The following is a 26903-nucleotide window of genomic DNA, read 5'->3' as shown; positions in this document are numbered from 1 at the left end:
ACGGATATGCGCAACCTTCGTTTGTTGGCGCTTGGCGCCGTGTCGTTGCTGATCCTGGCTTCGTGTACCGATCCGCAATCGACGCAGGACCAGACCGATGCGTCCAGCGAGGCCGCGCCCGAACCGCGCGTGTCGGACCAGCCGCTGAGTTGTGATCATCCGGTCAAGCCGGATGCGACGGCTGAAAGCCTGCTGGCCGAATATGGTGAGCGCGCGGTCACGGGTCTGCTCAGCATGCCGGACAATGAGGTGGTCAATGGCGTGGTGCTGTTCCGCGACAAGCCCGATGAGCGCATCGAGGTCATCTTCCGCGACAAGGAGATGACCAAGGTGGCCGAGGTCCGTCTGGGTGAAGCCGCAACCGCCTGGCGCGGTCCGGGCGGCGTGGGGAAGGGCACGACACTTGCCGAGGTTCAGGCGGCCAATGGGCCCTTCCTGATGTCGGGCTTCCGCTTCGACTGGGGCGGCGAGGTCATCGACTGGCGCGGCGGCAAGCTGGAAACGCTCGAAGGCGGCTGCGCCTTGAAGCTGCGGCTGCAACTGCCGGCCGGAGCGAAAGCCAGCGCCGACGAGGAGATCGAGTCGAACGACGAACGGCTGAAGGGGCTTGATCCGGCAGTGGTCGATATGGCGATCGTGTGGAAGAAGAAGGGCCTGTTTGGTGGCTAGGAAATCTCCTCCCTACCGAAGGTGGGGAGGGGGACCGCCAGCGGCGCGAAGCGACTGCGCAGCGGTGGAGGGGGATTGCTACCGGAGTCATCCCCCCTCCGTCAGCGACGCTTCGCGCGCTGCCACCTCCCCATGCCTTCGGCACAGGGAGGAGAATTAAGAAATCGCCTTCAGCAGCGCCTTGACGCCTTCGGCCGGTCCTTGTGGATGGTTCCAGACCGCGCCCGAGACGGCGATAAAGTCCGCCCCGGCCTTCGCGACGTCCGTGGCGTTTCCAGCGGTGATGCCGCCGATGGCGACGCATGGCGTTTCCATGGTTTCCTGCCAGATCGACAGGGTTTCCAGTTCCGCCATGTGTTCGACCGTCTTGGTCGCGGTCGGATAGAAGGCGCCAAACGCTACATAGTCGGCGCCGGCTTCGGCGGCGTCCATGGCCAGGTGGCGGCTGTTGTGGCAGGTGACGCCGATCATGGCGTTGGGCCCCAGAATGCGGCGGGCGTCGCGATAGGCCATGTCCGACTGGCCGACATGGACGCCGTCGAGCCCCAGTTCCCTGGCCAGCTCGACAAAGTCATTCATCAGCACGGCGGCGCCATGACGGTGCGCGATAGGCGTCAGCACCTTCGCGACGGCGCGGATATCATCGGGTGATGTGTCCTTCAACCGGATCTGCACCGCCGCGACCTCGCCGGCCGACAGGGCAGCGTCGAGGTCGTGCGCGAACGCTTCGGCGTCGCGAACCTTTGGCGGCGTGATGAGATAGAGGCGGCAGTCGTGGGTTTTCAAAGACATGTTGCCGGAGTGCCTTAAGCGGGCAGGCGGGTCAAGCAAAACCGCGCATTGAATCTTATGTCAATTTTACCCTGAAGGGGGCGGTTCACATTGTTTTGTATGCGTCCGAACGCCTAATTTTCCGCCATCTGACAGCCGAAGACGCGTCGGAGACCAAAGGAGAAATACCCATGACCATGACCAAGACAAAGTGGGCGGCTGGGGCGGCCATGGCTCTGGTAGTTGCAGCCGGATCGGCTGTACCTGCCATGGCGCAAGATACGGATTATGATGGCTACTGCTACACCAAGCAAAACAACGCCAAGACGACCGGCACAGTCGTCGGCGCGGTTGCCGGTGGCGCCCTGGGCAGCCAGATTTCCAAGAATGAGCGCGGCCTCGGCACGGTTGCCGGTGCCGTCATCGGCGGTGTTGTCGGCCGTAACATCGGCAAGAACAGCGTCAAGTGCCTGAACGGGGAGTACTATTCCTACCAGAACGGCTATTACTCGCCGGCCTCGGCGCCGGAAGGCTATGACGTCGCCTATTTCCGTGAGCGCCCGAACTCGAGCACCTACACGACGACCTATTACGATCGTGAAGCGCGTTCGACATCGCCTTACGACCGCTACGCCTATAACAGCAGCTATAACAACAATAGCAGCAACTATGGCCAGAGCGGATATAACAGCAACCGTTACAGCTCCACGACCTACCGCACCGAAGGTTTCCGCGACGAACGCGGCACCTGGCGCGAAGGCCGGCCGGTCGCCTTTGGCTGGAAGGACGAAAGCGGTCGCTGGCATGAAGGCAACGTCCAGGCCTACGGTTACAAGGACAGCAATGGCCGCTGGCGCGAAACCAGTTCCGCCACGGCCTACAACAACGGCTACTAGGCCAAGGTTGAGCTACCTTTGAGAAAGCCCTCCGGTATTCGTCGGAGGGCTTTTTAATGATTATATCATGTCCCTGTTATAAGCATGAGGCTGTTCAGCGCACTCTGTAACGATTTCAGGTCAAGGGCCTGTGGTCCTTGTGCGAATGACTTGCATTTGAATCGGGCGTGTGTTAGTTGATACGCATTCGCATTATCAAGTTCGTGGCTGTCAGGGTTTTACGTGTACGTCTGTAATTGTAACGCTATTCGCGAACGCCAGGTGCATCAGGCCATTGCGTGCGGTGCATCGACTCCCAAGGCCATTTTCGCCCATGCCGGCTGTCAGGCGCAGTGCGCCAAGTGCGTCTGTGAGATGCGCGAAATGATCGACGAGGCGCAGGCCGCTTTGAAGATGGCCGCCGAATAGTTTGGCGCTTGCGAATAAAACCTATTTTCATTCGCATAAGTTTTTGTTTTATAGAGCATTTTTTGCTTCACATGCCCGCGCCCCGGCGGTATGAGTCGCCCTGATTTTCTTTTCAGGAGGCCGCCATGCAGGGCAACCCCGACATCATCAAGCTGCTCAACAAGGTTCTGACCAATGAGCTGACGGCGGTAAACCAGTATTTCCTCCATGCGCGCATGCTGGAAAACTGGGGCCTCTATCACCTGGGCCGCATCGTCTACAAAGAATCGATCGAGGAGATGAAGCACGCCGACCTGCTTATCAAGCGCATCCTGTTCCTTGATGGCCTGCCGAACCTGCAGGACCTGAACAAGCTGCGCATCGGTGAGACGGTCGCCGAGACCCTGGCCTCGGACCTCAATGTCGAAACGGGCGGCCATGCCCTCTTGGTCGACGGCGTCAAGTTCTGCGACGACCAGAAGGACTATGTCAGCCGCGAACTGCTGCGGAAGATCCTGGAAGACACCGAACACCACATCGACTTCCTCGAAACGCAGCTGAACCTGATCCGCCTGATGGGCGAGGCCAACTACATCCAGAGCGGGATGAAGGAAATCGAAGGCGAGGGGTAGATATTCTGCCCGCGCGGGCGGTTTTGATCGGCAGCCGACCGAAAAGCGCTTCACTCTTTTCGGAATGCGCTCTAACGTGCCGGGCGAAGTTTTCGTTTTTCGTCAACGAAAACAAATAATGCAGGCAGGGTATTGGGCGGTATCACGCGCAGACAGCTAAGCCTTGGTCTGGCCGCCGCCTTGCCGGCGGCCGGTCTGCTGGGCTGTGGCCGCAAGCCGGAATCCCAACAGGAAGGCACGCCGCAATGGGCGGTGTCGGGGCGGTGGCGCAACAGCCTGGACAAGGGGCGTGATCCCTTCCGTCATCCGCTTGAGATGATCGACTTTTTCGAGATCCAGCCACGCGATGTCGTGGTCGATATCTGGCCGGGCGCCGGCTATATGACCGACATTTTGGGGCCTTACCTGACGCGCGGAAAAGGCCGTTATATCGCGGCGCTGTTTCCGTCGACTGGCGGCGCCCAAAGCGCCACGGGCACGCTCACTGAAAAGTACCGTGAGCGTTTTTCCAGCAACAAGAAGCTCTACGGCGGAATCGAATTCAGCGCCTTCGGGCCGGAAAGTCAGGCCATTACCGAGGCGGAGACCGCCGACGTCGTTCTGATGCTGTTGGTTGTGCACGACCTGATGGCCGCGGGCATCGCGGAAAAGGCCTTTGCCGATGCTTTCGCCGCGCTGAAGCCGGGCGGGCTCCTGGCCATTGAACAGCACCGCGCCGATATCGGCAATGTCCAGGATCCGGGCGCGACCAACGGCTATGTCCAGGAACCGTTCGTCAAGCAACTGGCGTTCGAGGCCGGCTTTGCTTTTGACGCCGCCAGCGAGATCAATGCCAATCCAAAGGATGACAAGGATCATCCCTATGGAGTATGGACGTTACCTCCGCAACGTTTGACGTCGCCGCGCGGGCAGCCGCCAAACCCTGAGTTTGACGGCACTCTTTACGAATCGATTGGGGAAAGCGACCGTATGACGCTGAAGTTCAGGAAACCGCAATGAGCCGGATTGCAGCGCTGTCGCAGAGTGCCCCCCTTATGTCGATCCCCGAGTCGCAGGCGCCCGAAGGCGGCAGCGGCGAATGGTATCGCGGCGCCGGTGGCCTGCGCCTGCGTCTTGGCTACTGGGAGCCGGCGGGCCGTCCGCGGGGCACCATCTTCATCAGTCCCGGCCGTTCCGAACCGATCGAAAAGTACTATGAAGTCGTGCGCGATCTTTTGGCGCGCGATGTCTGCGTCGTCGTCCACGACTGGCGCGGGCAGGGTCTGTCGGCCCGCCTGCTGCCGGACCGGCTGAAGTGCCATGCGCGCGCGGCGGATGAATTCCTTGACGACTATCAGCGCCTGCTCGATTCATTCGAGGATCGCGCGCCCAAGCCATGGATCATGCTGGGCCATTCCATGGGCGGGGCGCTCAACCTGGCCACCCTGATCAAGGGCGAGGCCCGCATCGAAGGCGCGCTGTTCATCAATCCGATGCTGCGCGTCAAGACTGGCCGGCATGCCCTGTGGGCCGTGCATTTCCAGACCAACTGGCACGTCAATCACGGCCGCGGCACCGACTATGTGCCCGAGCTGTTCGACGACCCGTTCGAGCATACCTTCGAGAACGACGCCCTGACGCACGATACGGCGCGCTACAATATCTGGCGCGAGCAGCTGTTCGCCTGTCCGCACCTGGCGGTGGGCTCGCCCACCTGGGGCTGGCTGTCCTTCGCGCTCAAGCTGGGCGAGACGATTCTGAAGGACAAGAACAAGGTCGCCAAGAAGGTCAGGACCCCGGTGACCATCCTGTGTTCGGGCGATGACCACCTGATCGCCAAGCAGCCGTCCAAGGGTTTCGCCAAGAAGCTCGGCAAGGCGACCTATGTCGAGATCGCCGGGGCAGAGCACGAAATCCTGATAGAGGCCGAGGAGTATCGTCGCGAAGCTTTCGCCGAGATCGACAAGCTGCTGGACTTCGTTGCCCCCCGCGGCGCCGTGCGGGCGCCGAGCCCTGCCAAGGTCCCGGACGAAGGGCTGGACGAGGTCGCGATGGCGGCGACGGATGCCCTGGCGCTCGACGACGAGCACTTGCCCGAGACGGAGCCGGGACTGACCCCGAACGACGCCGAGAAGCGCGCCTGATCTTATTGAATCCTGATGGCCGGTTGCGGTAGCGTGCGGCCATGCTCAGTGCACTCATGCCATCGCCCCTGCCAATCCCGGCGCTTCTGACGCGGGCGGCGGACGATGCCTATGCGGCCCTTCTGAAGCCCGATGGCGCGCCGGCGGTGAATTTCCGCAAGCCGGCAGGCGAGGCGGCCCTGGTGCCGGCGCACTCGCTGTCGTGGCGGATTTTCAAGAATCCGGTCAGCCTATTCATCGGCGGGATTACGGCGGTTATCCTGGAACTTGCGCAACCCGGCGTGCGGTCGGGCGTCTGGGAGCATTCGAGCTTTCGGCATGATCCTGTTGGCCGCCTGCGCCGGACGGGGGTTGCGGCCATGGTCACCGTCTATGGCGCGCGCAGCGTGGCGGAAGCGATGATCGCCGGTGTCCGGCGCATGCATGACCGTGTCTCGGGCACCCTGCCGTCGGGGGAGGTTTACCGCGCGAGCGACACAGTGCTGCTCGACTGGGTGCAGGCAACGGCGACCTTTGGCTTTTCAGCGGCCTACAGCGCCTATGTGAAGCCGTTGCGCCGCGTGGAGCTGGACCAAGTCTACGCCGAGGGCCAGGAGATCGCGAGGCTTTATGGCGCGGTTGGTGCGCCGGCGTCAGAAGCGGAGCGCGAGCGGCAGTTCGACGCCATGCGCGATCAGTTGGAAGCTTCGCCTATCGTCTTTGAGTTCCTTGACCTGATGCATGGGGCGAAGGCGATGCCTCCGGCTTTGCGGTCGCTTCAGCCATTGCTGGTCCGCGCGGCGGTCAGTCTGACGCCGGATTGGGTGCGGGAAAGACTTGGGCTGACGGACGCATATGGCTTACGGGCCTGGGAAGGGCCGATCTTGCGCGAAGCCGCGGGACTGGCAGACAAGGTGATGCTGAAGTCGAGCCCGGCCGTGCAGGCGTGTTTAAGGTTGGGATTACCGGAAGAGTATCTCTACAAGTGACAGGCCCCACCACCACATCTCATTCGCCATCTATCGATGGCTCACTCGTGCGGTCCCCCTCCCCAAATCTATTGGATTTGGGGAGGCAGAAGATACAGAAGTCCCTTCCTTCGTACGGCTCAATTTACGCGACGCCGTACTTCCTGCCTCCCCAAATCCAATAGATTTGGGGAGGGGGACCATCTGCGAAGCAGATGGTGGTGGGGCGTCGTGCTTAACTTGCCGCCGGGCGCAGATGCGTCAGAGCCTGGTCGATCAGCACACGCGAACTGGCGGCGATCACCTGTCCGGCTTCGGCGGGAACGTCCTCCCCGCGCCAGTTTGTCACCACTCCGCCGGCGTTTTCGATCACCGGGATGATGGCTTCGATGTCCCACGGCTTCAGGCCGGTCTCCAAAGCGATATCCATCGTCCCTTGCGCCACCATGGCGAAGGCATAGGCGTCGCAGCCATAGCGCGCCAGCTTCGTCGCCTTGCGCAGGGCGTTATAGGCGTCGCCCTCGATGCCGGGGAAAAGATAGGGATCCGTCGTGCCGATCACAGCCTCATTGAGATTGGCGCAGTTGCGGACCCTCAACGGCTTCCGGCCATGAGGCGTGATCAGTTTTGACCCCAACGGCGAGCCGAGGAAAACCTCTTTCAGCACCGGCTGGGCGATCACTCCCAGGACGGGGCGGCTGAGATAGCGCAGGCCGATCAGCGTGGTCCACAAAGGCAGGCCCGAGATAAAGGCGCGCGTGCCGTCGACGGGATCGAGCACCCATATGAAGTCGGCGCCGGTGTTTTCCTCGCCATATTCCTCGCCGATGATGCCGTGATCGGGGAAATGCTGGCTGATCATGGCGCGAATGGCGCGCTCGGCGCCCTTGTCGGCCTCGGTGACCGGATCGAAGCTGGACAGGTGGGCCAGCTTGTTGTCCTCACCAAGCCCCAGCAACCGGAAATGGGGCAGGGCGGCCTTGGCGGCGGCTGCGGCGAGGTCGAGCGCGAAGGCTTCGAGGCGAGCATAGTCGGGCTGTAAAATCATAGAGACCCGCATACCGTCTCAGGGCATGCGGGTCCATACGAAATCGGTGGCGTGCGCCGGCGGTGGTAATCCCGCGAGCCCGCCGGCACTTATGCCGATTATGGTTTAGGCGGCCTGCTCATTGTCGCCATTCAGCGACTTGGCGAGGTCGAGCAGTCGGCGGCGCGGACGCTCCGACAGGCGGTAATAGGCCTGGATGAGGTCGAGCGTTTCCTTGCGCGAAAACACTTCGATGCCTTCGTTCTGAACGGCGGCGACTTCGGTCTTGTCGTCGGTCAGGCCGTCGTAGAAATAGTTGATCGGGGTTTCCAGCGCCTTGGCCAGCTGGAAGAGGCGGGCGGCCGAGATGCGGTTCGCGCCGCATTCGTACTTCTGGATCTGCTGGAAGCGGATGCCGACGGCGAGCGCCAGCTGCTGCTGGGTCAGGCCCAGGAGACGGCGGCGGCGGCGCAGGCGTTTACCGAGGTGCAGGTCGATGTCAGTGGCCATGGTGTTTAAAACCCCTTGTTCGTGTGTCGCGGGCGTCTCGTTGTGAGACGGCTCGCCTCTCAGGTTTCAAACGCCGTGCCAAAGGCGTTCTCATAACGGGGCTATGCACTTCTCCGGTGAATTATGACCGGAGGCTGGCGCACACCGCCTCCTGAAAGAACAAAGATATTCAACCACATATACGCTGTTGGAAGTCTGACGGTCCCCTTCAACCCCCGTTCATCTACCTGAACGGGCATGAACAAAAAAGGCGCCGGATCGACCGGCGCCTTACGTCACGAATCCTGTTCTGAACCGGATCAGAGACCATTGATATTGTCGGCGCTGAAAGCGCTTTGCAGGCGCTGCAGCTGGCTGATGACCGGGTTGACCGCGGTTTCGGGCTCGGCGTCGATGAACATGCGCTTATCCATGTGCGAGATGCGCTCATAGAGGCGGTTCGAGCGGTCGAGCAGGTTCAGCAGGCCGCCCGGCAGGGTCTTGGTGTTTTCCGTCGCGTCTGCGCTCAGGGGCGAAATGCGATACTTCTCGTCGCAGGCGTCCGACGCTTCCATGTCGCCTTCGCGTACGGCCCGCTGGACCAGAAGCCACGAGGCGATCTGCATCAGGCGGGTCGTCAGGCGCATGCTTTCGCCCGCATAGACCAGGGCGTCTTCGCGGCTCAACAGGCGCGAGTCGCGGCGGCCGTCGCCATCGAGGTACGAGGCCGTCTCTTCGACCAGGGCCATGCCTTCCTTGAACGTGCGGTCGAACAGATCGCTGGAGGCAAAGTCACGCACGATGTGGGTGCGCGAGGTCTGGGGCGAGGCGGAACTGTCGGACATACTTAAGGAGCCTTATGCTGAAATCGTGTCGGCGCGGTCGTCATTCTGACCCCGCGTATCCCATATCCATGGGAAAGGGCGGTGTGTCATCGGTCGGACCTGTCCAGACTTTCCGTGCAACCGCCATGCCACCCATTGGCCGGTCGCGGCGCCAGACAGGGTTAGTAATCCTTAACTTCCCTTAAAAGAGAATAAAGCGTCGGCCGCCGAGCGGCGATTTTTTTTGCGTTCGACGGCTTCGCGCGCGCGGCGGATTTCGCCTTCGAGGGCCTGGATGCGGTCTTCCAGATCCTCGACGCTGTAAGGATCGAGATCCTCGCGTGCAAGGCCACTCAGCGCCGCAGCGCCCTTAGCCGGTGTTTGCAGGGACATCGGCAGTTCGTCGTCAATCATGAGTGGACCTTTCTCCCGGCAGGCGTCAATCACGCTGGACATTCCGGCCCGTTCCGGCCATTCGTCCTTAACCTTATGAAACGCCTCTTGCGCGAAGAAAGCAAGGAAAACGAATCACCATGAAGGCCGTCCTCGTCACCGGCAGCGGTGAAAATCCGACCGATCTGGTACTCAGCGATGTGCCAAAACCGGAATTGGAACAAGGTTTTGCCCTGGTCCGCACCCGGTTCGCCGGGGTCAACCGCCCCGATATCCTGCAAAGGCGCGGGCTTTATCCGCCACCGCCTGGGGCATCGATCATACTGGGGCTCGAGGTATCAGGCACGATCGAGGCAATTCATCCGTCTACCCCCTATGGTGCGGCGTGGAAGGTCGGCGATGAGGTCTGCGCGCTCGTCAATGGCGGCGGCTATGCCGAATATGTCGCCGTCGATATCCGGCACCTGCTGCCCGTGCCCAAGGGCTTGAGCTTGCAGGACGCAGGGGCGCTGCCCGAAACCGCGCTGACCGTCTATGCCAACCTGATGGAGCACGGCGCGCTGAAGGCCGGCGAGACGGTCCTGGTCCACGGGGCCAATTCAGGCATCGGCTCCATGACCGTCCAGATGGGCAAGGCGTTTGGCGCGCGGGTCGTCGCCACGGCGCGCGGCGAGGACAAATGCACGTTTGCCAAATCCCTGGGCGCGGACCTGGTTATCGATACCGAGGGCGGGGACTTTGTTGGGCCCGTGAAAGAATTCGGCGGGGCCGATGTGGTGCTCGACATCATCGCCGGCGACTTTGCGCCCAAGAACCTGCTGTGCCTGAACCCGAAAGGGCGTATCGTCCAGGTCGGTACCAGCCGCCAGGCCGAGGTCTCAATAGACCTGCGCCGCATCATGCAGAAACAGGCCATCCTGACAGGCTCGATGTTGCGGCCGCGATCGGGCGATGAAAAGGCGCGGCTGACCGAAGCCGTGCGCGAAAGGGTCTGGCCGTTTGTCGAAGCAGGCAGGATCAAGCCTGTGATCGACAAGGTGTTAGACTTCGGCGATGTGGCGGCGGCGCACGCCTATATGGATTCCGGCGCGCACAAGGGTAAGGTCGCCCTCAAGATTTGAACGGCGTTCAAACTCGCTTGATGGGTGGCATAGTTTGTGCTATTAATTTGAACGTAGTTCAAATTGGGACGCAAAATGAACCTGTCGCGCCTTGTTGCTGTGGCTTCCGGCCTCGTGGCGGTTGCGGCCGCCGGCATTGCCTTTCATGCCCTGGCGGCGCCCGCGCCATCGCCCTTCGGTTCGGCCGAAAGCGGGGTGGCCTTCGCGGTTGAGAACGGCTGCCTGACCTGGCTGCGCGAAGGTGGCCGCGTCGAGGACTATGTCGGCCGCCGCGCCCGCACGATGCAGGAGGCGGGCAAGCCGGTCCAGAAGATCTATGGCGGTGGCCGGGTAACCGTGCGCGAAGACGAAAGCAGCGGCTGCTATGTCCGCGCCGAACGCGGCGAGGGCGCCAAGCTGCGCGACACGGTCATCAATACCCTGGCTTCGGCGGGCATGCGCACCGAGGCCTTCGCCGACTACGCGCCGCATCTGAAAGGCCGCGACTGGTCCTTCGTCCAGGAAAGCCACTGTTTCCGCATGTACGGCAAGGTCTATGTCGCGCTGATTTCCAGCTCTGCCAACCGGACGCGCACGCCCTTGCAGGTCACCATCCTGCCCGATACCGACGGCACGGCGGCGAAGCGCGGGTTGTGTCTCTCGTAACGTAGCGAATCCTTTCCTCTTTTCTTCCGTCACAAATCATCCTATACCATGGCCAACCCCCGCGCCCGGCTGCAAAAGCCGGGCGTAGCCATTTCTGGGCCGCCCTTTCAGCGGCTCCAAAACCAAGGATAGACACCATGTCAGACATCCTGATGCCTAAGGCCACCGCCGTGTGGCTGGTCGACAATACGAGCCTGAGCTTCGAGCAGATCGCGGATTTCTGCGGCCTGCACCTCCTGGAAGTCAAAGGAATCGCCGACGGCGAAGTGGCGCGTGACATCCGCGGCGCCGACCCGATCGCCAATGGCCAGTTGACCCGCGAAGAGCTCGACAAGGCCGAGGCCAAGCCGACCTACCGCATGGCCGCGCAAAAGAGCCGTCACGCCGAGCTGCTGAAGCCGACCAAGAAGGCGCCGCGCTACACGCCCGTGTCCCGCCGCCAGGATCGCCCCGACGCCATCGCCTGGTTCGTCAAGAACCACCCGGAAGTGACCGACGCGCAAATCTCGAAGCTCTTGGGCACGACCAAGTCGACCATCGAGCAGGTCCGTTCGCGCGGCCACTGGAACACCGCCAACATCAAGCCGGTCGATCCGGTGACGCTGGGCTTGGTGTCGCAGATCGAACTCGACGGCGTGGTCCGCAAGGCTGCCGAAGCCAAGCGCAAGCAGGCTGAGAAGCTGGGCATCCCGCTGGATGATCCGTCGCTGAAGCCGGCGCAGACGCCGCAGCCGGCCTTTGAGGAAGAGGACGACACCCCCTATGCGCGCAAGAGCGACCTGTCGGCTGAAGATGTCTTCGGCGGCGGCGCCTTCACCAATCGCGAAGAGGAAGACGACGAGGATTAATCCTCGAACGTCGAATAAGAATAAAAGAAGGCCCGCTGGTTTCGCCAGCGGGCCTTTTTAGTTTGGGTTCTGGGTTCTCAGGGGAGTCACGCCTTGAGGTCGAGCAGCCGGCCGGTCATGTCCAGGGACGTCTTGATGACGGACACACTGGCCTCGAATGCTGTCCGCGCTTCGATTTGTTCGACGAAGTCGCTGACCACATCCCGTCCCTGGTTCATATTGGACACTGTCTGCATCGCCGCGCGGTCGAACCGCGCCGAAGCGTTCATAACGCCGCTGATGCCTGAAATAAGTGCCGACATGGGTCACCGGAACTGAACTGGAACTCTACTGCCGTGACGATGCGCCGGTAAGTTTAAGGTGAGGTGCAGAAATAAGGTTAAAATAAAAAACTGATATGGGAGAATGGGTATTCTTATAAAGGCCCCGCCCACCATCTGCTCCGCAGATGGTCCCCCCTCCCCATAAATGGGAGGGCGAGATACGAACGGTCCATCATGTAAATTTCAGAATAATTTGAAGTTTTATGCTTCGCCCTCCCTATTTATGGGGAGGGGGGACCGCCGAAGGCGGTGGGCGGGGCCTGCCTTAGACGAAGTATCCCATGTCCGAAGTCGCGAAATTGCCGATCCGGGGCAGAATGGTCGACAGTTCGCTTCCGGAGGCGCCGAACCAGCGGGCCAGTGTCCCGGCCATCTGATCGACCGCCGTCGAGGGCAGCAGGCGTCCCTGGCCGACCTGGTCATCCGACGTCACCGATACGTGCGGCGCCGTGCCGTAGAACCGGCCGCCCTTCACCGCGCCGCCCAGAACGAAATGATGCGACCCCCAGCCGTGGTCCGAGCCATTACCGTTCGAGGTCAGGGTGCGGCCGAAATCCGATGCCGTGAAGGTCGTCACCTTGTCCGCGACGCCCATTTCGACCGTAGCGGCATAGAAGGCGGACAGAGCCTCGTCCAAGGCCGCCAACAGGTTGGGGTGATCCTCCATCAGTTCGTCATGGGTATCGAAACCGCCCAGCGATACAAAGAAAACCTGACGCTTTGAGCCCAGCGCATTCCGTGCACCGATCAGACGGGCGACGATCTTCAACTGATCGGCCAGGCCGTTCTTCTTGCCGTCAGTATCGAACGAGGTCGTCAGATTGACCGGATCAAGCGCCGTATTGACGATCCCTTCCATGGTCATCGAGCGCTGGGTGACGCGGGTGAACTCGTTCTCCAGCACGTGCGTCCGTGGCTGGGTGATCAGGGTTTTCAGGACATTCGACGCCTGGGCCGAATTGAAGCTCCAGCCCTTGGCCGCCCAGATCGGGATCGCACCTGTGGGACCGATCTGGTACTGGAGCGCATTGTTGCCGGAAACAAAAACGGCATTGCCCGACGCTGAAATGCAGGTCAGCAAGCTGTTGGCATTGCTGGACAGGGCCAGATCGCCCAGCCGTCCGCCCCAACCGACGGTCGCGCCTTCGGCGCCAAGCGCCTGCCAGACCGACTGTTGGTCGTTGTGCGAGAACAGCTTGGGTGGCAGGGGCGTGCCGCCGGCCGTGAACTGCGCCTTGGTCAGCGGCACGACCAGCGGCCCGACATTCAGTTGAACGGCGGCCTTGCCGGCATTGAACAGGGCGGCGACTTTCGGCATCGCCGGCGCTAGGCCGTAGGAAATATTGTCTGTCAGGGTCTGCGACACGACGGGCGTCAAGGCCAGCAGTTCGTCGCGGCCATAGGCGATGCCGCCGCGCGTCCGCCCAGACCCGCCGCCACGAATGTCGCTATAGAGATCGTAATTGGCGTTATCGCGCGGGACGACGGTATTGTGGCAATCATTACCACCATAGAGAAATACGCAGACCAGCGCCTTGTAATCGTTGGCGTCGAAGGCGGCGGCCTCGCCGACCGCAGCGAGGTTCAGCGCCATAGGAGCGGCAGCGCCCATGGCGGCCATGGCGCCAGCGCGTTTCATGAAAGCGCGGCGGGTCAGGTCGGGGATGTTGTTCCGGTGCATGCGCTTCGCCTACTTCTGGATCAGATATTCAGGACAGGCCATGATCAGCAGCACGGCATTATAGATGCGGTCGAGCTTGGCCGACTCCGGCGAGGTGGCGGTGACGGTCTGCGCATCCAGCGCGCCCTGGATGAGGGCGATGGTCGTCTCCGATACCTGGTTGGCACTGAGGTGCAGGTTCAGCCAGTCGAGCAGCTCACGCGAATTGTGCGCAATGCCCAGCACCGCTGCATAACTCGGCTTGACGTCGCTATAGCCGTCCTTGAGGACCGAGGTCAGAAAGTTGATATAGCCGGCCGTCGTCGTCTCATTGTGGATCTGGAATTCCGGCGCGACGTCGCCCGATGTCGCCAAGGCCGTCTGGGGCGGGATATAGCCCGGACGGAAATAGTTGAAGACCGATGGCGGCCGAAGCGGGCTCTGACCCAGGCCCCAGTCGCCGTTCGACGTGTCGTAGATCTCCCACTTGCCGGTGGCGCTGGTGACCGTAAAGGTCCGCGCCCATTGCGCCCAGCGGATGATCGGTTCGCGTAGCTTGCCGGTGCGGTTATTGGTGGGCAGGGTACGGGCTTCGGTGTCCGTCAGAATGGCGCGCCACACGGCCTGCATGTCGCCGCGCACGCCTGACCCGTTGTTGGCAAAGGCCGTCGCCACGCGCCCGACATAGGCAGGCGATGGATTGGAGGTCACCAGGCGCTGGATCATCTGATGCGCGACGAACGGCCCGGTATTGGCGTGGTTGAACAGAGTGTCTAATGCGATCTTCAGTGCTTCCACGCCCGGCGTATTGGCTGGAATGGTGACCCCTAAGAAGGTCACGGCCTGGGTCGAATGTTTCGACGCATCAAACTTCATGCGGTCGCGGGCAAATTCGGTCGACGGCACCTTGTAGGTCAGCCACGACACGGTCTGCCAGTTGACCCGATCGTAGTTCCAGTCATAGCCGGTGAAGACGCGCGCCAGGTTGGTGATGTCGCTCTGACCGTAGGTTTCCTTCGGCTTGCCTGCGCCATCGAGCTTGAGCGTGCCGTCGGCATTCAGCTCATACAGGCCGATGGTGAAAAGCTGCATGATCTCGCGGGCGTAGTTCTCATCCGGCACGCGGCCGGTCGCCGGATCTTCCTTCTGGTTGCCCTTGGTGTTGAGATAAAAGCCCATGGCCGGGTTGAGGGTAATTTCCTCAAGGAGGGTCCGGAAATTGCCGAAGGCGTGGGCGTTGAGAATGTCCCAGTAGCCGGCGATGACATAGGGCGGCCAGAAGCCATCGATGGGGTTGGCAGACGCCACCATCATTTCCGACAGTGCCAGGGCGCAGCGTTTGCGCAACTGGTCCGAGCCGGTCATCATCATCCGCCACGCCATCCAGTCGCAGGCAACGGGATTGAAGTACTTGTCCTTTTCATCCGGCAGATGCCAGTTGCGCGAATTGAGCCATTCCGTGCCGCTCTGGCTTTGAACTCCGTTGAACTGCTGGGTCAGCCAGGCGTCGTAGCCGAGCGTGCGGACGCTGGTGATATCGGCGGGCGTTACGGCGAACTGCGCCTGGAGCAGGAAGCGCGCGGCTTCAGTGTCGGTATAGTTCAGCGCAGGGGGAGGTGGGGGCGGAGGCGGTGTGCCGCCACCGGATGAGCCGCCACCGCCGCCTCCGCCGCAGGCGGTGAGGCCGGACGCGAGAACGCCAAGCGCGGCGGCACCGCTCAGGCGTGTGTGTGTCGTGGAATTGCTTGTTTCATCAGCCATTTCACCGGCTGATGGCTCCCCTGTTTCGCCCCGCACCCCTGCACTCCCTAATTCTTATATTTGATAAAGGTAACATAAAAATACCGGTTGGCCAGACCGCTCGACGCACAGTTATCCGGGGTGAGGCTAAAAAGATGTTTTATTGCAAGGGTTAAGCGGGATTAACTATTTCTCGTAAAGCGCGGACCAAAGCCATACCAAGGCGTGCAAACGAAAGTCGCCCGGCGCCTGATGGCGGCCGGGCGGCAAATGCGCAAGCCTGTTGCGTGGCGGGGTGATCAGGTGCGGAGTGTTGCGCCGGCCTTGCCCGCCGCGGCGATGACCTTGCCCGCGACCGCTTCGATTTCCGGCTCGGTCAGGGTCTTGTCGACCGGTTGCAGGGTGACTTCGATGGCCAGCGATTTCTGGCCGTCGGGGACGCCCTGACCGCGATAGACGTCGAAGACGCGAGCATCAGAGATCAGTAGTTTGTCGGCGCCCTTGACGGCCTTGACGACGTCGGAGGCCGCGACGGCTTCATCGGCCAGGAAGGCGAAGTCGCGCGTCAGCGGCATGAAGCTCGATAGCGTCAGCGCGCCCTTTGACTTGCCGGATTTGGCTTTCGGCAGCGGCAGGTTGTCGATGCGGATTTCGAAGCCGACGTAGGCACCGTCGAGGTCCATGGCCTTGAGCACGGCCGGATGCAGTTCGCCGAACTCGGCAACGACCTGCTTCGGGCCCAGTTGCAGGCGCGCGGAACGGCCGGGGTGCCAGTGTCCGGCGTTAGAACCCTGCACCAGTTGCAGCGAAGCGACCGGTGCGCCCATGGCGTCGAGCAGGCTGAACAGATCGGCCTTGAGCGCGAACAGGGCGTCCTCGCCCGCATTCTGCCAGTGGCGGGCCTTTGACGGCGCGCGGATGGCGGCGACGGTCGGTTTCTGGTCGCCGGGCTCCAGGCCCTGATAGACCGGCCCAATCTCAAACAGCTGCGCACCATGCAGGCCGCGCGCGGCGTTGCGGCCGGCGGCTTCAAGCAGGTTGCTTAGCGCCGTTGGGCGCATGCAGTTCAGTTCCGAAGCGATCGGATTGGCTAGCAGCAGGGCATCGTCGCCACCGCCAAACAGCTTGGCCCAGTCCTGACGCATGAACGACCAGGTGACGGCTTCGCTGTAGCCGAGCGCCGCCAGAGCGCGACGGCCGGCGCGGGCCTTGGCCTGCAGAGCGGTCAGGACGCCGCCCGGACGCGGCTGGACGACCGGAAGGGGCGTGGCGGGAATAGCGTTGAAGCCGTGGATACGCGCAACCTCTTCGACCAGATCGGCCTTGCCGTCGACGTCGCGGCGCCAGGACGGCACGGTGACGTCATAGCCGGTGCTTTGGGCGTCGAGCGCAAAACCGAGCGCGCGCAGGATGCGCTTGATCTCGTCATTCGAGACTGTGAGGCCGGTCAGCTGGCCGACATAGGCCGGATCGAAGCTGACGTTCGGACGGCGGGCGGGCGCCTTGCCATCGACGACGATGTCGGAGGCTTCGCCGCCGCACAGGTCGAGGATCAGTTGCGTCGCCAGCTCAAGGCCGGGCACGACGAATTCCGGATCGACGCCGCGCGCGAAGCGGTATTGCGCATCCGAAGTGATGCCGGTCGCGCGGCCGGTCTGGGCGGTGCGGATCGGGTCGAACCAGGCGCTTTCCAGGAACAGGTCGGTGGTGTTGTCATCGACGCCGGTCGACTCGCCGCCCATCACGCCGCCGATGCCGATCGGGCGTTCGCCGTTGGCATCACTGATGACCGACATGTCCGGCGTCAAGCTGTAGGTCTTGCCGTCGAGCGCGATCAGTTGTTCGTGCGTGTGGGCATCCTCGCCTTCGGCCTTCGGGTTGTCGTGGCCGAGGCGCGCGATGATCTGGGTGCCGACGAGTTTTGACAGGTCATAGACGTGCAGCGGCCGGGCGCGGTCGAACGACATGTAGTTGGTGATGTCGACCAGGGTCGAGATCGGCTTCAGGCCGATGGCCTTCAGCTTGTCCTGGAGCCATTTGGGGGATGGACCATTCTTGACGCCGCGGATGACGCGGCCGGAGAAGATGGCGCAGGCGTCGCCGTCGGCCTTGACGGTGATCGGACAGGGGAAGGCGCCCTTGACCGGGGTGATCGGCTTGTCTTCGAAGGTGCCGAGGCCGGCGGCGGCCAGGTCACGGGCGATGCCGTGGACACCCAGCCAGTCGGGACGGTTGGGGGTGACTTCGAAATCGATGACCGGTTCGGCGCCGAAGACTTCGGCGGCGGGGGTTCCCACTTCCAGTTTATCGGAAAGGTCGAGGATGCCGTCGGCATCGGTGTCGATTTCCAGTTCGGCGCCGGAACACATCATGCCGTTGGAGACGACGCCACGCACGGGCTTTTCAACCAGGGTGACGCCGAGGCCCGGCACATAGGCGCCGATCGGGGCGTAGATGGTGGTCATGCCGGCGCGGGCATTGGGGGCGCCGCAGACGATTTCCTTGCGGCCATCGACCGTGTCGACCTGCAGGACCTGCAGCTTGTCGGCGTTCGGATGGCGCGCGGCCTCGATGACCTTGGCGACCGAAAAGGGCTTTAATGCCTTTGCCGGGTCGTGGATGTCCTCGACCTCGAGGCCGGCCATCGTCATGGCGGCGGCGACCTGGTTGATGTCGGCCGAGGTGTTGAGGTGGTCTTTAAGCCAGGAGAGAGAGAATTTCATTTCCGGTTTCTTTGTATCGAGGTCGAGGAGGCTCGCCTCCTCGCCTTAAAATTCTTAAGAGAGGCCACTCGCGGAGTTCGGTGCGGCAAACGCGCTGAAGCCATAGTGCGCAAGCCAGCGTGTATCGGCGGCGAACATGTCGCGCAGGTCCGGCACGCCGTACTTCAGCATGGCCAGGCGGTCGACGCCCATGCCCCAGGCAAAGCCCTGCCACTCATCCGGATCGACGCCGCACGCCTTGAGCACGTTCGGGTGGACCATGCCGCAGCCGAGAATTTCCAGCCACGAGTCGCCTTGGCCGACCTTAAGCTCGCCCTTTTCCCACGAACAGCGCACGTCCATTTCGGCCGACGGTTCGGTGAACGGGAAGTGGTGCGGGCGGAACTGGGTGACGACGTCGTTTGTTTCGAAGAAGCGGGAAATGAAGGTTTCCAGCACCCATTTGAGGTGACCCATATGGGCGCCCTTGTCGATGACCAGGCCTTCGATCTGGTGGAACATCGGCGTGTGCGTCTGGTCCGAGTCACAGCGGAAGACGCGCCCCGGCACGATCAGGCGGAAGGGCGGCTTGCCCGAGATCATCGAGCGAATCTGGACGGGAGAGGTGTGGGTGCGCAGCAGCTTGCGCACGCCGTTTTCGTCGGGGTTGAAGAAGAAGGTGTCGTGCATCTCACGCGCCGGATGCTTCTCGGGGAAGTTCAGCGCGGTGAAGTTATGGAAGTCGTCTTCGATGTCCGGACCTTCGGCGACTTCAAAGCCCATGTCGGCGAAGATGGCGACCATCTCGTCCATGACCTGGAGCGTCGGGTGGACGCCGCCCTTGGCGCGGGGTGCCGACGGCAGACTGAGGTCGATGCGCTCGGCGGCCAGGCGGGCAGCCAGGTGGGCGGCTTCGAGCTCGCCCTTCTTGGCGTCGAGCACGGCCTGGATCTGGTCGCGGATGGCGTTGATGGCCGCGCCGGTCGACTTGCGCTCTTCCGGCGGAAGCGAGCCCAGCGTCTTGAGCAGGCCCGAGATTCGGCCGGTCTTGCCCAGCGCCGACACGCGCACGGCGTCAAGCGCGGCGAGGTCGGAAGCGGAAGCGATTTCGGCCGTGATTTCGGCGGACAGGGTATCGTATTCGGTCATGATGGCACTTCAAAGGTGAGTGCGCTCATTTAGGCTAAAGCGACCGGCGGATAAAGGGCAAAGTGTGTCAGAGTTTGAGCGGCGCCGGGCCGAAGGCCAGTGGGTCGGACAGGGATGGCTGGCCGTTTTCGACGTGGCCGGCCAGGCGTTGATGGAAACCATCGCCCTTGAGCGTCACGTCATACCAGCCCGACGTCGCGCCCAGGTCGAGCGTCACTGTCTCATAAACCGTCATGTGGCCGTCTTTGTGCGGTGGCTGCGGCGCCATGTAGAAGACCTGTTCGCGGCCGCCGTAATGATCGGTGAGCGTGATCTTCTGTGGCGCCTTGAACGACGGATTGCCGAGGCGCAGTTGCGCGCCCTTCAGCCAGGCGTCGATTTCGTAGACCTCACCCACGAAATGACGGAAAAAGCCGTTTGGACCGATGACCCGCCAGTCGTAACCCTTGCTGGCAGCTTCGCCGTAGGTCTTCAGCTTCATGTCCGCGACCGGAGCGTAGTTACGGCTTTGGCCGGGGGCAAGCGTAAAGCGCAGCGGCGGTTGCGTCAGGTCGAGGCCGTTATAGAGGTGGAAGACGGTGGCGCGATCAGAACTGCGATTGTCGAACTGGATATAACGGAAGACTTCGATGTGGTCCCAGCCGAGATGCGCTCCAAGATCGTAAGGCGTCGCGCGGCGTGGCCGCTGGCCTTTTTCCTGGACCGGCGCGACCAGGGTGTCGGGCGTTCTCGGCTTGGTTTCGCCGCCAAGCTTGCGCGCCTTTTCGGCCAGTTCGGCGGTCTTGGGTATGTGCGCAAAGAAGGGTTGGTCGTTCGGCGTCTTGAAATCGAAGCACGAGGTCAGGTCGCCGCAGACGGCGCGCCGCCACGCTGAGATATTCGGCTCCTGCACGCCGAAGCGCCTCTCCAGGAAGCGGATGACCGAGGTGTGGTCGAAGACTTCGGAGGCGACATAGCCCCCTTTCGACCAGGGCGAAATGGCGTACATCGGCACGCGCGGGCCCAGGCCATAAGGGCGGTTCCCGTACTTGTCGTCGCCCTGGTGGTATTCGGCCTCGGCGCCTTCGGCAAAGCCCAGTTGCTTGCCGTCCGCGCCGATTGACGGCGGGGCCGGCGGTGGCACGTGGTCGAAATAGCCGTCGTTTTCGTCGAAATTGATCAGGAAGACCGTCTTGGCCCAGACCTCGGGATTGCTGGTCAGGGCGTCTAGCACGCGGGCGGTATAGTCGGCGCCTTGCGCCGGCGACGAGGTCGAAGGGTGCTCGGAACCTTCCGCCGTGCCGACGATCCACGACACCTGCGGCAGCCTGTTGGCCAGCACGTCTTCTTTCAGCTTGTCGAGGTCGCGCGTACGGATCGAGCGCCGCGCCAGGTCCATCAACTTTTCCGACGTCGCCTTGTCGGCGGCGCGGTAGGTCTTGAAACCGGCTAAAGGGTTGTCGGTGAAGTTGTCCTTCATGTCCTGATAGACCTGCCAGTTGATGCCGGCGGCGCTCAGGCGCTCGGGGTAGGTCGTCCAGTCGTAGCCGCCGTGCCCCTTTGGATCAGCGCCCAGATTGTCATAGTCGTTGTTCGTCACCGGACCGTTTGGACCGACATTTGTGCCGGTCCAGTGGAAGGTGCGGTTCGGATTGGTGCCCGAATGCATGGAGCAGAAGTAGGCGTCGCAAAGGGTAAAGGCCTCGGCCAGGGCGTACTGGAACGGCATGTCGACGCGGCTGAAATAGGCCATCGAATGGTTGTGCTTGGCGTCTGGCCAGCGGCCCATGCGGCCAAGGTCCCAGGCGTCCTGGGCGTTCGCCATGTTGTGCGGCGTGCCTTCGACGCGCATCAGGCGGAAGTCTTCGGCTGTGTTGAGATAGAAGGGCGCGATCAGAGTTTCCGGCTTGTCCTCGCGCGGCTGGGCAAAGACAGTGCGGCCTTTATTGGTTTTCGTGTCGGGCGCGGGAATGGCGAAGCGGTCGCCGAAGCCCTGCACGCCGTTCATCGTGCCGAAATAGTGGTCGAAGCTGCGGTTTTCCTGCATCAGGATGACGACGTGCTCGACATCCTTGATGGTGCCAGTGCGGACGCGGGCGGGGATGTCGAGCGCCCTGGCAATGGCCGGCGGAAGTGCGCCGAGCGAAGCGGCGAGGGCGGCGCTCAGGAACTGGCGGCGGCTGGTCATGCGAGATTCCCCTGGTGGAACTCACTCTCTACTCGCCCTGTTTAACAGTTTTACGGCAACGAAAAAGCCCCGCTGCGTTTCCGCAGCGGGGCTCATATCTTCAATTCCCTGCGGAATTAGGCAGCCAGGGCCGTACGGACCTTGGCGGCGATGGCGCTGAAGCCAGCGGCATCGTTCATGGCGACGTCGGACAGGACCTTGCGGTCCATGTCGATGCCAGCCACGTTCAGGCCGTGGATGAACTGCGAGTAGGTGAAACCTTCCAGACGCGCGGCAGCGTTGATGCGCTGGATCCACAGGCTGCGGAAATTGCGCTTCTTGTTGCGGCGGTCGCGATAGGCGTATTGGCCGGCCTTGTCGACGGCCGCCTTCGCGGTGCGGATGGTATTCTTGCGGCGGCCATAGAAACCCTTGGCGAGCTTCAGGACCTTCTTGTGCTTGGCGTGGCTGGTTACGCCTCTTTTAACGCGGGCCATGTGTCAGTGCTCCCTTACGCGTACGGCATGTAGGATTTGATCTTCTTCGCGTCGGCATCCGACAGAACCACGGTGCCGCGGTTCGTACGGATGTACTTGGCGTTGTGCGAGATCAAACGGTGACGCTTACCGGCGACGCCGGCCTTCACCTTGCCAGAGGCAGTAATGCGGAAGCGCTTCTTGGCGCCCGACTTGGTCTTCAGTTTTGACATTTTCCTGCGGCCCTTGTCGGACCGTCCTCTATATAGAGCGAAACCCGCCAAGGCATGTCATGGGCCCGGCCGGTTATGAGAACGGCGGCTGATACAGGAAAAGCGTTTGGGTGGCAAGTGCGAATCCGAATGCGGTGCGGATTCGACAAATCGAAAATCCGGGTTATTGGTTATGTCATGAGCAATACCGAATCCACACCAATCACAGAAGCCCCGGCGCGAGTCGGCGCTATCGACATCCTTCGGGCCCTGACCATGGTGCTGATGATCTTCGTCAACGATCTGTGGTCGCTCAAGGACATACCGGCATGGCTGGGCCATGTTGAAGTCGGCGTCGACGGCATGGGCCTCGCGGATTCGGTCTTTCCGGCCTTCCTGTTCATCGTCGGCCTCTCGCTGCCGTTCGCCGTCGAGGCCCGGCGGCGCAAGGGCGATGGCACGGGCAAGCTGATCCTGCACGTGCTCGGCCGGTCGCTGGCGCTTCTGGTCATGGGCGTCTTCCTGGTCAATGGCGAGACGATCAATGGCGACGCGACCGGCCTGTCGCGCGGCGCGTGGAATGCCTTGAGCTGCCTGGCCTTTATCCTGGTCTGGAACAGCTATCCGAAATCGATGTCGATCTGGCTGCAGCGGGGCATAAAACTCGTGGGCGTCGTCGCTTTGGCGATTATGGCGTTTGTGTATCGTGGCGGAGACGGAGATGTCCTCTTCGGGCCGCAGTGGTGGGGCATTTTAGGGTTGATAGGCTGGGCCTATCTCGGCGCGGCACTGGTGACGGTGCTGGCGCGCAGCCACCCTGCCGGGTTGGTGGCAGGGTGGCTGCTCTTTGCAGGCGTAAGTCTGGCCTGGGCCGCCCGGCTTGTGCCGGAGCCGCTGCACTTTATTCCCGAACCGCTGATCGGCGGTACCCTGACGGCCCTGGTCATGGGCGGCGTGGTCATCGGCCGGCTGTTCCAGATCTGGCAACCCAAGGGCGAGAATGTCCGCATGACCCTGGTCTTCGCAGGCATCGTCGTTGCGCTGATTGTGCTTTACGCCCTGACGCGTCCGGCCTGGGGGCTGTCGAAGCTGGGGGCGACGCCCGCCTGGCTGTTCCTGTGCAGCGCTTTGACGCTGACCGCCTTTATTGTGATCTACTGGATTGCCGATGTCGCGAAGCAGGCGCGCTGGTTTGCGGTCGTCAAACCCGCCGGAACCGATACGCTGCTAAGCTACCTGATCCCGTACTTCGCCTATGCCGCCTTCGTGGCGTTCGGCCTTGGCTTGCCGGAGACCCTGCTTACTGGCAGCATAGGGCTGGTTAAGGCGCTGGGCTTTGCGTTGATCTGCGTGTGGATCGCCGGTGGCTTGAGCAAGGTGGGGATCAGGCTGAAGCTGTAAGCTCGCAGCTTTGCAGCTCATTCTGCGTCCCCAAATCTATTGGATTTGGGGAGGCAGAATGTTAATTCCCCAGCGACTTCTGCAGCGCGGCGGCGGCGGATTTCGGCAGCTCGAAGCGCGTATCCTTCATCTGCGCCGGATCGAAGCGCAGCAAGCCCTGCCCCGGCACGGGCAGCCAGCCGTAATAGCGGCTGATCAGCTGGATAAGCTCCGCCGGCGTCGGCTGCGAGACGAAGAGCCCGGCGACATGGGGCGCCACGACCGCGCCGGTCCTGGCGTTCATCAGGATAATGTCGGCCAGCTTTTCATTATAGATGTCGAGAAACAGCCGGTCGAAATGCAGCGGCCGCCAGGTGTGCTGCGCCGCTTCGATCTTGTAGACAATATTGTCGGTCGCGCTGAAAAAGTCCCACTGCCAGAAGAGGCGATAGCGCGCGCGGAAGCGCCGCCAGCGCGCACGTTCGACAGGATCGGGAGCTTCGCGCGCCCAGGTCGGCGCCTGGCGGTCGGGCACGATCAGCCAGAAGGGCTCGCCGTCGCCCAGAACCTCGGTCGTCACCTTGTTAAAGCGCTCGATCAGCGAACGGTATTCCGGCCGGCTCAAAGCCGCGTCGCGGCCGCCGGGCAGGAGGTGAAAGCGCGTCAGGTTCCAGGTGCCGTTATCAGCCAGGGTATGGCCCACCGGCACGGCGTCGGGATGGAACTGTTGCCAGATCGGCTGGAAGGGCGTGGTCATGCGGCGCGTTTTTGCACGCGCCCGGACTGCAATGCAAGCAGTCCCGCCGGGATGGTCAGCGCCGCGCCCATCCACAGGGGCGCGTCCGGTCCGAAGGCAGTAAACAGGCCGCCCGCGACCATTGGACCCGAGATACGCGCGATGGCGCCGGTCGACATGTTGAGGCCCAGTGTCGCGCCGGTCTTGTCCGGCGGCGTGGCCAGCGAAATGATGGCGCAGATCGACGAAAAGATTACCGACTGGCCGATCGTGCCCAGAACGACGATAGGGGTGATCAGGAGTTCCGAACTGTTGAGCGCCTGAAGTGTGAAGCTGAGGCCGAACAAAAACAGGCCGCCGGCCAAGACCTTAGTCTCTCCATAGCGCCGGACCAGCGGGCGCATAACGATGATTTGCATTATGCCGGCTGTCAGGCCGATCAGCGGAAAAATCGCGCCAATCTCTTTCTTGTCCCAGCCGTACTGGGCATGAGCCCACAGGCCGAAGGTCGATTCCAGGCCAGCGAAGGCGCCCATGTAGCAAAGCGTCGCCAGGATGACGCGAACAATGACCGGATCGCGGAAAACCGCTTTCGCGGTCACTGCCAGGTTTGGAGGTGGCGCGGTCTGGATGCGCTCCCGGCTTTCGCGAATGAAGAATATTACGCCGAAGCACGCGATAGCCGACAGGACCGCGGCCGTCATAAGGGGCGCTCGGAACTGGTCGCCGGGAACGAAGCCGCCGACAGCGGGGCCGACGATAAAGCCCAGCGAAAAGGCTGCGCCGATCAGGCTCATGCGTGCCGCGCGCTGTTCAGGTTTCGACACGTCGGAAACATAGGACTGGATGGTCGATATATTGCCGGAGCTGATGCCGCTGAAAAAGCGGATGGCGATGGCCGCCCATATATTGGGGGCAAAGGCGAGGGCTGCATAGAAGGCGACCGACAGAGCCGTGGTAACGATCAGGACCGGCTTTCGCCCAATGCGGTCGGACAGGCGGCCAAAATAGGGTTCGGCGAAGAACTGGCCGAGGCTGTAGGCGCTGAACATGAGCGTCACCTGCCACGGCTGGGCATCCAGGCTATTGGCGAAGAACGGCATCAATGGGACGATGATACCGAAGCCGATCAGGTTGACGAAGACAACCGCCAGCATCGCGGCCAGTGGCCCGTTGTCGGAGATGAAATGGCGAATTTCGCGTAGCAGCCGCGCCCGGAAAAAAGTCCGTTCGTTGCGTTCCTCCTCGCTCGCCGGCGGCCGTGGCGGCAGGTCCAACGCCGCGCCGGCATCCACTTCGCTATCGGCGGGCTTGGGGAGGGTGTTCAACTCTGGCATCTACCGCTTATAGCCGATTTGATTTTCAGAGTAAGGGAAATTGTCGCAGGTGCAGCATGACACACCAAACTGTTATCGCGCCGCGCGAATCGTCGTCTCCGCCTTGGCTATGGTGCTGGCCTGGATGGCCGCCTCCAGTTCAGCCGGTGTCGCCGTGGCCGGCAGGGGCAGGGTCTCCACGCCCAGGGCATAGACGGTAACGACATAGCGGTGATCCTGGCCCCGCGGCGGGCAGGGGCCGCCATAGCCGGAGGCGCCAAAGCCGTTGACGCCTTCGCTGACGCCCAGGGCCGCCAGGGCGGGGGAGTGGCTGACCCCGGCCTCCAGCCCCTTGGTCGTCGCGGGGATACCGCTGGCCAGCCAGTGCCAGAAACCGCCGCCAGGCGCATCCGGATCAAAGATGGTGACGGCAAAGCTCTTTGCATTGGCAGGCGCGCCTTGCCAGGCAATGGCGGGGGAAAGATTCTCGCCCGTGCAGCCGTGGCTTGAGGCATACTGCGCGGGCGTGAAGCGGCCGCCTGAGGCATCCGTGACGGCGACGGAAAAGGGTTGGGCGGAGCTCGTTTGCTGGGCGCAGGCCGGCAAGGCCAGCACGAAAGCCGCCATGATCCATGCGGATTTCATTTGCGACGTCCTCTTATGGCATTTTTGATGACGGTGCGCCTGGAATGCGGCGTCAAGGTGTTGATTTTATAAAAAATAGCTAAGGTGCCGGCGCGAATTTATAAGTGCATTCATGCTGACTTTTTATGGCAGGCCTGTGATTAGCCTTCGCGCCATCCAAAGGAGGTCACCATGCAGTTTCATCGCGGGCGTCTGCTCGATCACGTCGAAATTCACAGCAATGACATGGCTGCCAGCGAACGATTTTATCGCGCCGTGCTGGCGGCGGTTAATCCGGCTATCGAAGTCGAGGTGGGTGATGAGGGCTTCTTTTTCGACGAGGTCTATGTCAGTCCCGCAAAGGGCGGGAACCTCCCCAAGGGGCACTTTGCCTTCCAGGCCTTCGACAAGGAGACCGTACACCGCTTCTATGATGCAGGCCTGGCCGCCGGTGGCCGCGACAACGGCGCGCCCGGCTTTCGCAAATACCATTCTAACTACTACGCCGCCTTTCTGCTCGACCCGGACGGGCACAATGTCGAAGCCGTCTTCCATGGACCGGCCGAGCGTTCGGCCGAGTCAGTGGTGTGGGAGGTGGATATGGGTGAGAACGGGTAAGACGCGCCGGTTGACGCGCAAATGTGTTCTTGTTACGTTCTTGGTGCGG

Annotated in this window: 28 protein-coding genes; 12 read left to right on the top strand and 16 right to left on the bottom strand. The window is 62.3% G+C overall.

Features of this window, described 5'->3' with window-relative positions; all coding sequences use genetic code 11:
• The first annotated feature begins 6 nt into the window (after positions 1 to 6).
• Entirely contained in the window at positions 7 to 669 is a 663-nt protein-coding gene (locus J2X24_RS00485; RefSeq protein WP_209715016.1) for a hypothetical protein, read from the top strand.
• A 156-nt stretch (positions 670 to 825) separates the two neighbouring features.
• Here J2X24_RS00485 and thiE read toward each other — a convergent pair whose 3' ends face one another.
• Positions 826 to 1461, bottom strand: coding sequence for a thiamine phosphate synthase (gene thiE / locus J2X24_RS00480; protein WP_209715013.1), 636 nt, complete (start codon positions 1459 to 1461; stop codon positions 826 to 828).
• A gap of 170 nt (positions 1462 to 1631) precedes the next feature.
• Here thiE and J2X24_RS00475 point away from each other — a divergent pair, with 170 nt between their 5' ends.
• The 6 genes from J2X24_RS00475 to J2X24_RS00450 all read left to right on the top strand — a co-directional run bounded on the left by J2X24_RS00475 (position 1632) and on the right by J2X24_RS00450 (position 6446).
• Positions 1632 to 2336, top strand: a complete 705-nt coding sequence (locus tag J2X24_RS00475; RefSeq protein ID WP_209715010.1) for a glycine zipper 2TM domain-containing protein — start codon at positions 1632 to 1634, stop codon at positions 2334 to 2336.
• Positions 2337 to 2558: 222 nt separating this feature from the next.
• Entirely contained in the window at positions 2559 to 2744 is a 186-nt protein-coding gene (locus J2X24_RS00470; protein ID WP_209715007.1) for a (2Fe-2S)-binding protein, read from the top strand.
• A gap of 125 nt (positions 2745 to 2869) precedes the next feature.
• On the top strand, positions 2870 to 3355 hold the full coding sequence (gene bfr / locus J2X24_RS00465; RefSeq protein ID WP_209715005.1) for a bacterioferritin: 486 nt from the start codon (positions 2870 to 2872) through the stop codon (positions 3353 to 3355).
• A 132-nt stretch (positions 3356 to 3487) separates the two neighbouring features.
• Positions 3488 to 4354: a class I SAM-dependent methyltransferase gene (locus tag J2X24_RS00460; RefSeq protein ID WP_209715003.1), complete on the top strand. Its 867-nt coding sequence runs from the start codon at positions 3488 to 3490 to the stop codon at positions 4352 to 4354.
• The gene (locus J2X24_RS00455; RefSeq protein ID WP_209715001.1) at positions 4351 to 5478 is read left to right on the top strand and encodes an alpha/beta hydrolase; all 1128 of its coding nucleotides are present in this window, start codon (positions 4351 to 4353) and stop codon (positions 5476 to 5478) included. Before J2X24_RS00460 ends, J2X24_RS00455 begins: the two co-directional genes overlap by 4 nt.
• Positions 5479 to 5519: 41 nt before the next feature.
• Positions 5520 to 6446, top strand: a complete 927-nt coding sequence (locus J2X24_RS00450; RefSeq protein WP_245344339.1) for an oxygenase MpaB family protein — start codon at positions 5520 to 5522, stop codon at positions 6444 to 6446.
• 214 nt (positions 6447 to 6660) lie between these two features.
• On the opposite strand, the gene hisN is transcribed toward J2X24_RS00450, so the two are convergent.
• From hisN to J2X24_RS00430, 4 genes are all read right to left on the bottom strand, one after another.
• Complete coding sequence (gene hisN / locus J2X24_RS00445; RefSeq protein WP_209714999.1) at positions 6661 to 7473, bottom strand: histidinol-phosphatase; 813 nt, start codon at positions 7471 to 7473, stop codon at positions 6661 to 6663.
• A 105-nt stretch (positions 7474 to 7578) separates the two neighbouring features.
• Entirely contained in the window at positions 7579 to 7962 is a 384-nt protein-coding gene (locus J2X24_RS00440; protein WP_209714998.1) for a helix-turn-helix domain-containing protein, read from the bottom strand.
• 299 nt (positions 7963 to 8261) lie between these two features.
• Entirely contained in the window at positions 8262 to 8786 is a 525-nt protein-coding gene (gene rcdA, locus J2X24_RS00435; protein WP_209714996.1) for a protease adaptor protein RcdA, read from the bottom strand.
• Positions 8787 to 8957: 171 nt separating this feature from the next.
• Positions 8958 to 9179: a DUF1192 domain-containing protein gene (locus tag J2X24_RS00430; RefSeq protein ID WP_209714994.1), complete on the bottom strand. Its 222-nt coding sequence runs from the start codon at positions 9177 to 9179 to the stop codon at positions 8958 to 8960.
• Between the two features lie 119 nt (positions 9180 to 9298).
• On the opposite strand from J2X24_RS00430, the gene J2X24_RS00425 reads away from it, so the two are divergent.
• The 3 genes from J2X24_RS00425 (at position 9299) to J2X24_RS00415 (ending at position 11772) form a co-directional block, all read left to right on the top strand.
• A complete protein-coding gene (locus J2X24_RS00425; protein WP_209714992.1) occupies positions 9299 to 10279 on the top strand; it encodes an NAD(P)H-quinone oxidoreductase in 981 nt (326 codons plus the stop codon).
• 75 nt (positions 10280 to 10354) lie between these two features.
• Positions 10355 to 10924 (top strand): hypothetical protein, encoded by a 570-nt coding sequence (locus J2X24_RS00420; RefSeq protein WP_209714989.1) that lies wholly within the window; start codon positions 10355 to 10357, stop codon positions 10922 to 10924.
• Between the two features lie 137 nt (positions 10925 to 11061).
• Positions 11062 to 11772 carry a DUF1013 domain-containing protein gene (locus J2X24_RS00415; RefSeq protein WP_209714986.1) on the top strand — a complete coding sequence of 237 codons (711 nt, stop codon included), beginning with the start codon at positions 11062 to 11064 and terminating at the stop codon, positions 11770 to 11772.
• Between the two features lie 86 nt (positions 11773 to 11858).
• Here J2X24_RS00415 and J2X24_RS00410 read toward each other — a convergent pair whose 3' ends face one another.
• The 8 genes from J2X24_RS00410 to rpmI form a co-directional block, all read right to left on the bottom strand.
• A complete protein-coding gene (locus tag J2X24_RS00410; RefSeq protein ID WP_209714984.1) occupies positions 11859 to 12074 on the bottom strand; it encodes a flagellar basal body rod protein in 216 nt (71 codons plus the stop codon).
• A 286-nt stretch (positions 12075 to 12360) separates the two neighbouring features.
• The gene (locus J2X24_RS00405) at positions 12361 to 13776 is read right to left on the bottom strand and encodes a DUF1501 domain-containing protein (RefSeq protein WP_209714980.1); all 1416 of its coding nucleotides are present in this window, start codon (positions 13774 to 13776) and stop codon (positions 12361 to 12363) included.
• A gap of 9 nt (positions 13777 to 13785) precedes the next feature.
• Entirely contained in the window at positions 13786 to 15516 is a 1731-nt protein-coding gene (locus tag J2X24_RS00400; protein ID WP_209714977.1) for a DUF1800 domain-containing protein, read from the bottom strand.
• A 278-nt stretch (positions 15517 to 15794) separates the two neighbouring features.
• Complete coding sequence (gene pheT / locus J2X24_RS00395; RefSeq protein WP_209714974.1) at positions 15795 to 18218, bottom strand: phenylalanine--tRNA ligase subunit beta; 2424 nt, start codon at positions 18216 to 18218, stop codon at positions 15795 to 15797.
• A 54-nt stretch (positions 18219 to 18272) separates the two neighbouring features.
• Positions 18273 to 19346, bottom strand: coding sequence for a phenylalanine--tRNA ligase subunit alpha (gene pheS / locus J2X24_RS00390; protein ID WP_209714971.1), 1074 nt, complete (start codon positions 19344 to 19346; stop codon positions 18273 to 18275).
• A 67-nt stretch (positions 19347 to 19413) separates the two neighbouring features.
• The gene (locus tag J2X24_RS00385) at positions 19414 to 21513 is read right to left on the bottom strand and encodes a phosphocholine-specific phospholipase C (RefSeq protein ID WP_209714968.1); all 2100 of its coding nucleotides are present in this window, start codon (positions 21511 to 21513) and stop codon (positions 19414 to 19416) included.
• Positions 21514 to 21629: 116 nt separating this feature from the next.
• Positions 21630 to 21989 (bottom strand): 50S ribosomal protein L20, encoded by a 360-nt coding sequence (gene rplT / locus J2X24_RS00380; RefSeq protein ID WP_209714966.1) that lies wholly within the window; start codon positions 21987 to 21989, stop codon positions 21630 to 21632.
• Between the two features lie 14 nt (positions 21990 to 22003).
• On the bottom strand, positions 22004 to 22201 hold the full coding sequence (gene rpmI, locus J2X24_RS00375; RefSeq protein ID WP_209714963.1) for a 50S ribosomal protein L35: 198 nt from the start codon (positions 22199 to 22201) through the stop codon (positions 22004 to 22006).
• A 177-nt stretch (positions 22202 to 22378) separates the two neighbouring features.
• Here rpmI and J2X24_RS00370 point away from each other — a divergent pair, with 177 nt between their 5' ends.
• A complete protein-coding gene (locus J2X24_RS00370) occupies positions 22379 to 23581 on the top strand; it encodes a heparan-alpha-glucosaminide N-acetyltransferase domain-containing protein (protein WP_209714961.1) in 1203 nt (400 codons plus the stop codon).
• Between the two features lie 61 nt (positions 23582 to 23642).
• Here the strand turns inward: J2X24_RS00370 and J2X24_RS00365 are convergent, their stop codons facing one another.
• From J2X24_RS00365 to J2X24_RS00355, 3 genes are all read right to left on the bottom strand, one after another.
• Positions 23643 to 24317: a DUF3885 domain-containing protein gene (locus J2X24_RS00365; protein WP_209714958.1), complete on the bottom strand. Its 675-nt coding sequence runs from the start codon at positions 24315 to 24317 to the stop codon at positions 23643 to 23645.
• The gene (locus J2X24_RS00360) at positions 24314 to 25633 is read right to left on the bottom strand and encodes an MFS transporter (RefSeq protein WP_209714955.1); all 1320 of its coding nucleotides are present in this window, start codon (positions 25631 to 25633) and stop codon (positions 24314 to 24316) included. The genes J2X24_RS00365 and J2X24_RS00360 overlap by 4 nt, the downstream gene beginning before the upstream one ends.
• A 72-nt stretch (positions 25634 to 25705) precedes the next feature.
• Positions 25706 to 26257 carry a YbhB/YbcL family Raf kinase inhibitor-like protein gene (locus J2X24_RS00355; protein ID WP_209714952.1) on the bottom strand — a complete coding sequence of 184 codons (552 nt, stop codon included), beginning with the start codon at positions 26255 to 26257 and terminating at the stop codon, positions 25706 to 25708.
• Positions 26258 to 26428: 171 nt separating this feature from the next.
• On the opposite strand from J2X24_RS00355, the gene J2X24_RS00350 reads away from it, so the two are divergent.
• The gene (locus J2X24_RS00350) at positions 26429 to 26854 is read left to right on the top strand and encodes a VOC family protein (protein WP_209714949.1); all 426 of its coding nucleotides are present in this window, start codon (positions 26429 to 26431) and stop codon (positions 26852 to 26854) included.
• The last annotated feature ends 49 nt before the right edge of the window (positions 26855 to 26903 follow it).

Source organism: Asticcacaulis solisilvae (genome assembly GCF_017875235.1).
Taxonomy (GTDB): domain Bacteria; phylum Pseudomonadota; class Alphaproteobacteria; order Caulobacterales; family Caulobacteraceae; genus Asticcacaulis; species Asticcacaulis solisilvae_A.
This window is presented reverse-complemented; position numbering and strand designations above follow the sequence as displayed.

Bases quoted from the DNA above. Each gene is read 5' to 3' on its own strand.
- J2X24_RS00485 (WP_209715016.1), top strand. From the start codon at position 7: ATGCGCAACCTTCGTTTGTTGGCGCTTGGCGCCGTGTCGTTGCTGATC.
- thiE (WP_209715013.1), bottom strand. From the start codon at position 1,461: ATGTCTTTGAAAACCCACGACTGCCGCCTCTATCTCATCACGCCGCCA.
- J2X24_RS00475 (WP_209715010.1), top strand. From the start codon at position 1,632: ATGACCATGACCAAGACAAAGTGGGCGGCTGGGGCGGCCATGGCTCTG.
- bfr (WP_209715005.1), top strand. From the start codon at position 2,870: ATGCAGGGCAACCCCGACATCATCAAGCTGCTCAACAAGGTTCTGACC.
- J2X24_RS00455 (WP_209715001.1), top strand. From the start codon at position 4,351: ATGAGCCGGATTGCAGCGCTGTCGCAGAGTGCCCCCCTTATGTCGATC.
- J2X24_RS00450 (WP_245344339.1), top strand. From the start codon at position 5,520: ATGCTCAGTGCACTCATGCCATCGCCCCTGCCAATCCCGGCGCTTCTG.
- hisN (WP_209714999.1), bottom strand. From the start codon at position 7,473: ATGATTTTACAGCCCGACTATGCTCGCCTCGAAGCCTTCGCGCTCGAC.
- J2X24_RS00440 (WP_209714998.1), bottom strand. From the start codon at position 7,962: ATGGCCACTGACATCGACCTGCACCTCGGTAAACGCCTGCGCCGCCGC.
- rcdA (WP_209714996.1), bottom strand. From the start codon at position 8,786: ATGTCCGACAGTTCCGCCTCGCCCCAGACCTCGCGCACCCACATCGTG.
- J2X24_RS00430 (WP_209714994.1), bottom strand. From the start codon at position 9,179: ATGATTGACGACGAACTGCCGATGTCCCTGCAAACACCGGCTAAGGGC.
- J2X24_RS00425 (WP_209714992.1), top strand. From the start codon at position 9,299: ATGAAGGCCGTCCTCGTCACCGGCAGCGGTGAAAATCCGACCGATCTG.
- J2X24_RS00420 (WP_209714989.1), top strand. From the start codon at position 10,355: ATGAACCTGTCGCGCCTTGTTGCTGTGGCTTCCGGCCTCGTGGCGGTT.
- J2X24_RS00415 (WP_209714986.1), top strand. From the start codon at position 11,062: ATGTCAGACATCCTGATGCCTAAGGCCACCGCCGTGTGGCTGGTCGAC.
- J2X24_RS00410 (WP_209714984.1), bottom strand. From the start codon at position 12,074: ATGTCGGCACTTATTTCAGGCATCAGCGGCGTTATGAACGCTTCGGCG.
- J2X24_RS00405 (WP_209714980.1), bottom strand. From the start codon at position 13,776: ATGCACCGGAACAACATCCCCGACCTGACCCGCCGCGCTTTCATGAAA.
- J2X24_RS00400 (WP_209714977.1), bottom strand. From the start codon at position 15,516: ATGGCTGATGAAACAAGCAATTCCACGACACACACACGCCTGAGCGGT.
- pheT (WP_209714974.1), bottom strand. From the start codon at position 18,218: ATGAAATTCTCTCTCTCCTGGCTTAAAGACCACCTCAACACCTCGGCC.
- pheS (WP_209714971.1), bottom strand. From the start codon at position 19,346: ATGACCGAATACGATACCCTGTCCGCCGAAATCACGGCCGAAATCGCT.
- J2X24_RS00385 (WP_209714968.1), bottom strand. From the start codon at position 21,513: ATGACCAGCCGCCGCCAGTTCCTGAGCGCCGCCCTCGCCGCTTCGCTC.
- rplT (WP_209714966.1), bottom strand. From the start codon at position 21,989: ATGGCCCGCGTTAAAAGAGGCGTAACCAGCCACGCCAAGCACAAGAAG.
- rpmI (WP_209714963.1), bottom strand. From the start codon at position 22,201: ATGTCAAAACTGAAGACCAAGTCGGGCGCCAAGAAGCGCTTCCGCATT.
- J2X24_RS00370 (WP_209714961.1), top strand. From the start codon at position 22,379: ATGAGCAATACCGAATCCACACCAATCACAGAAGCCCCGGCGCGAGTC.
- J2X24_RS00365 (WP_209714958.1), bottom strand. From the start codon at position 24,317: ATGACCACGCCCTTCCAGCCGATCTGGCAACAGTTCCATCCCGACGCC.
- J2X24_RS00360 (WP_209714955.1), bottom strand. From the start codon at position 25,633: ATGCCAGAGTTGAACACCCTCCCCAAGCCCGCCGATAGCGAAGTGGAT.
- J2X24_RS00355 (WP_209714952.1), bottom strand. From the start codon at position 26,257: ATGAAATCCGCATGGATCATGGCGGCTTTCGTGCTGGCCTTGCCGGCC.
- J2X24_RS00350 (WP_209714949.1), top strand. From the start codon at position 26,429: ATGCAGTTTCATCGCGGGCGTCTGCTCGATCACGTCGAAATTCACAGC.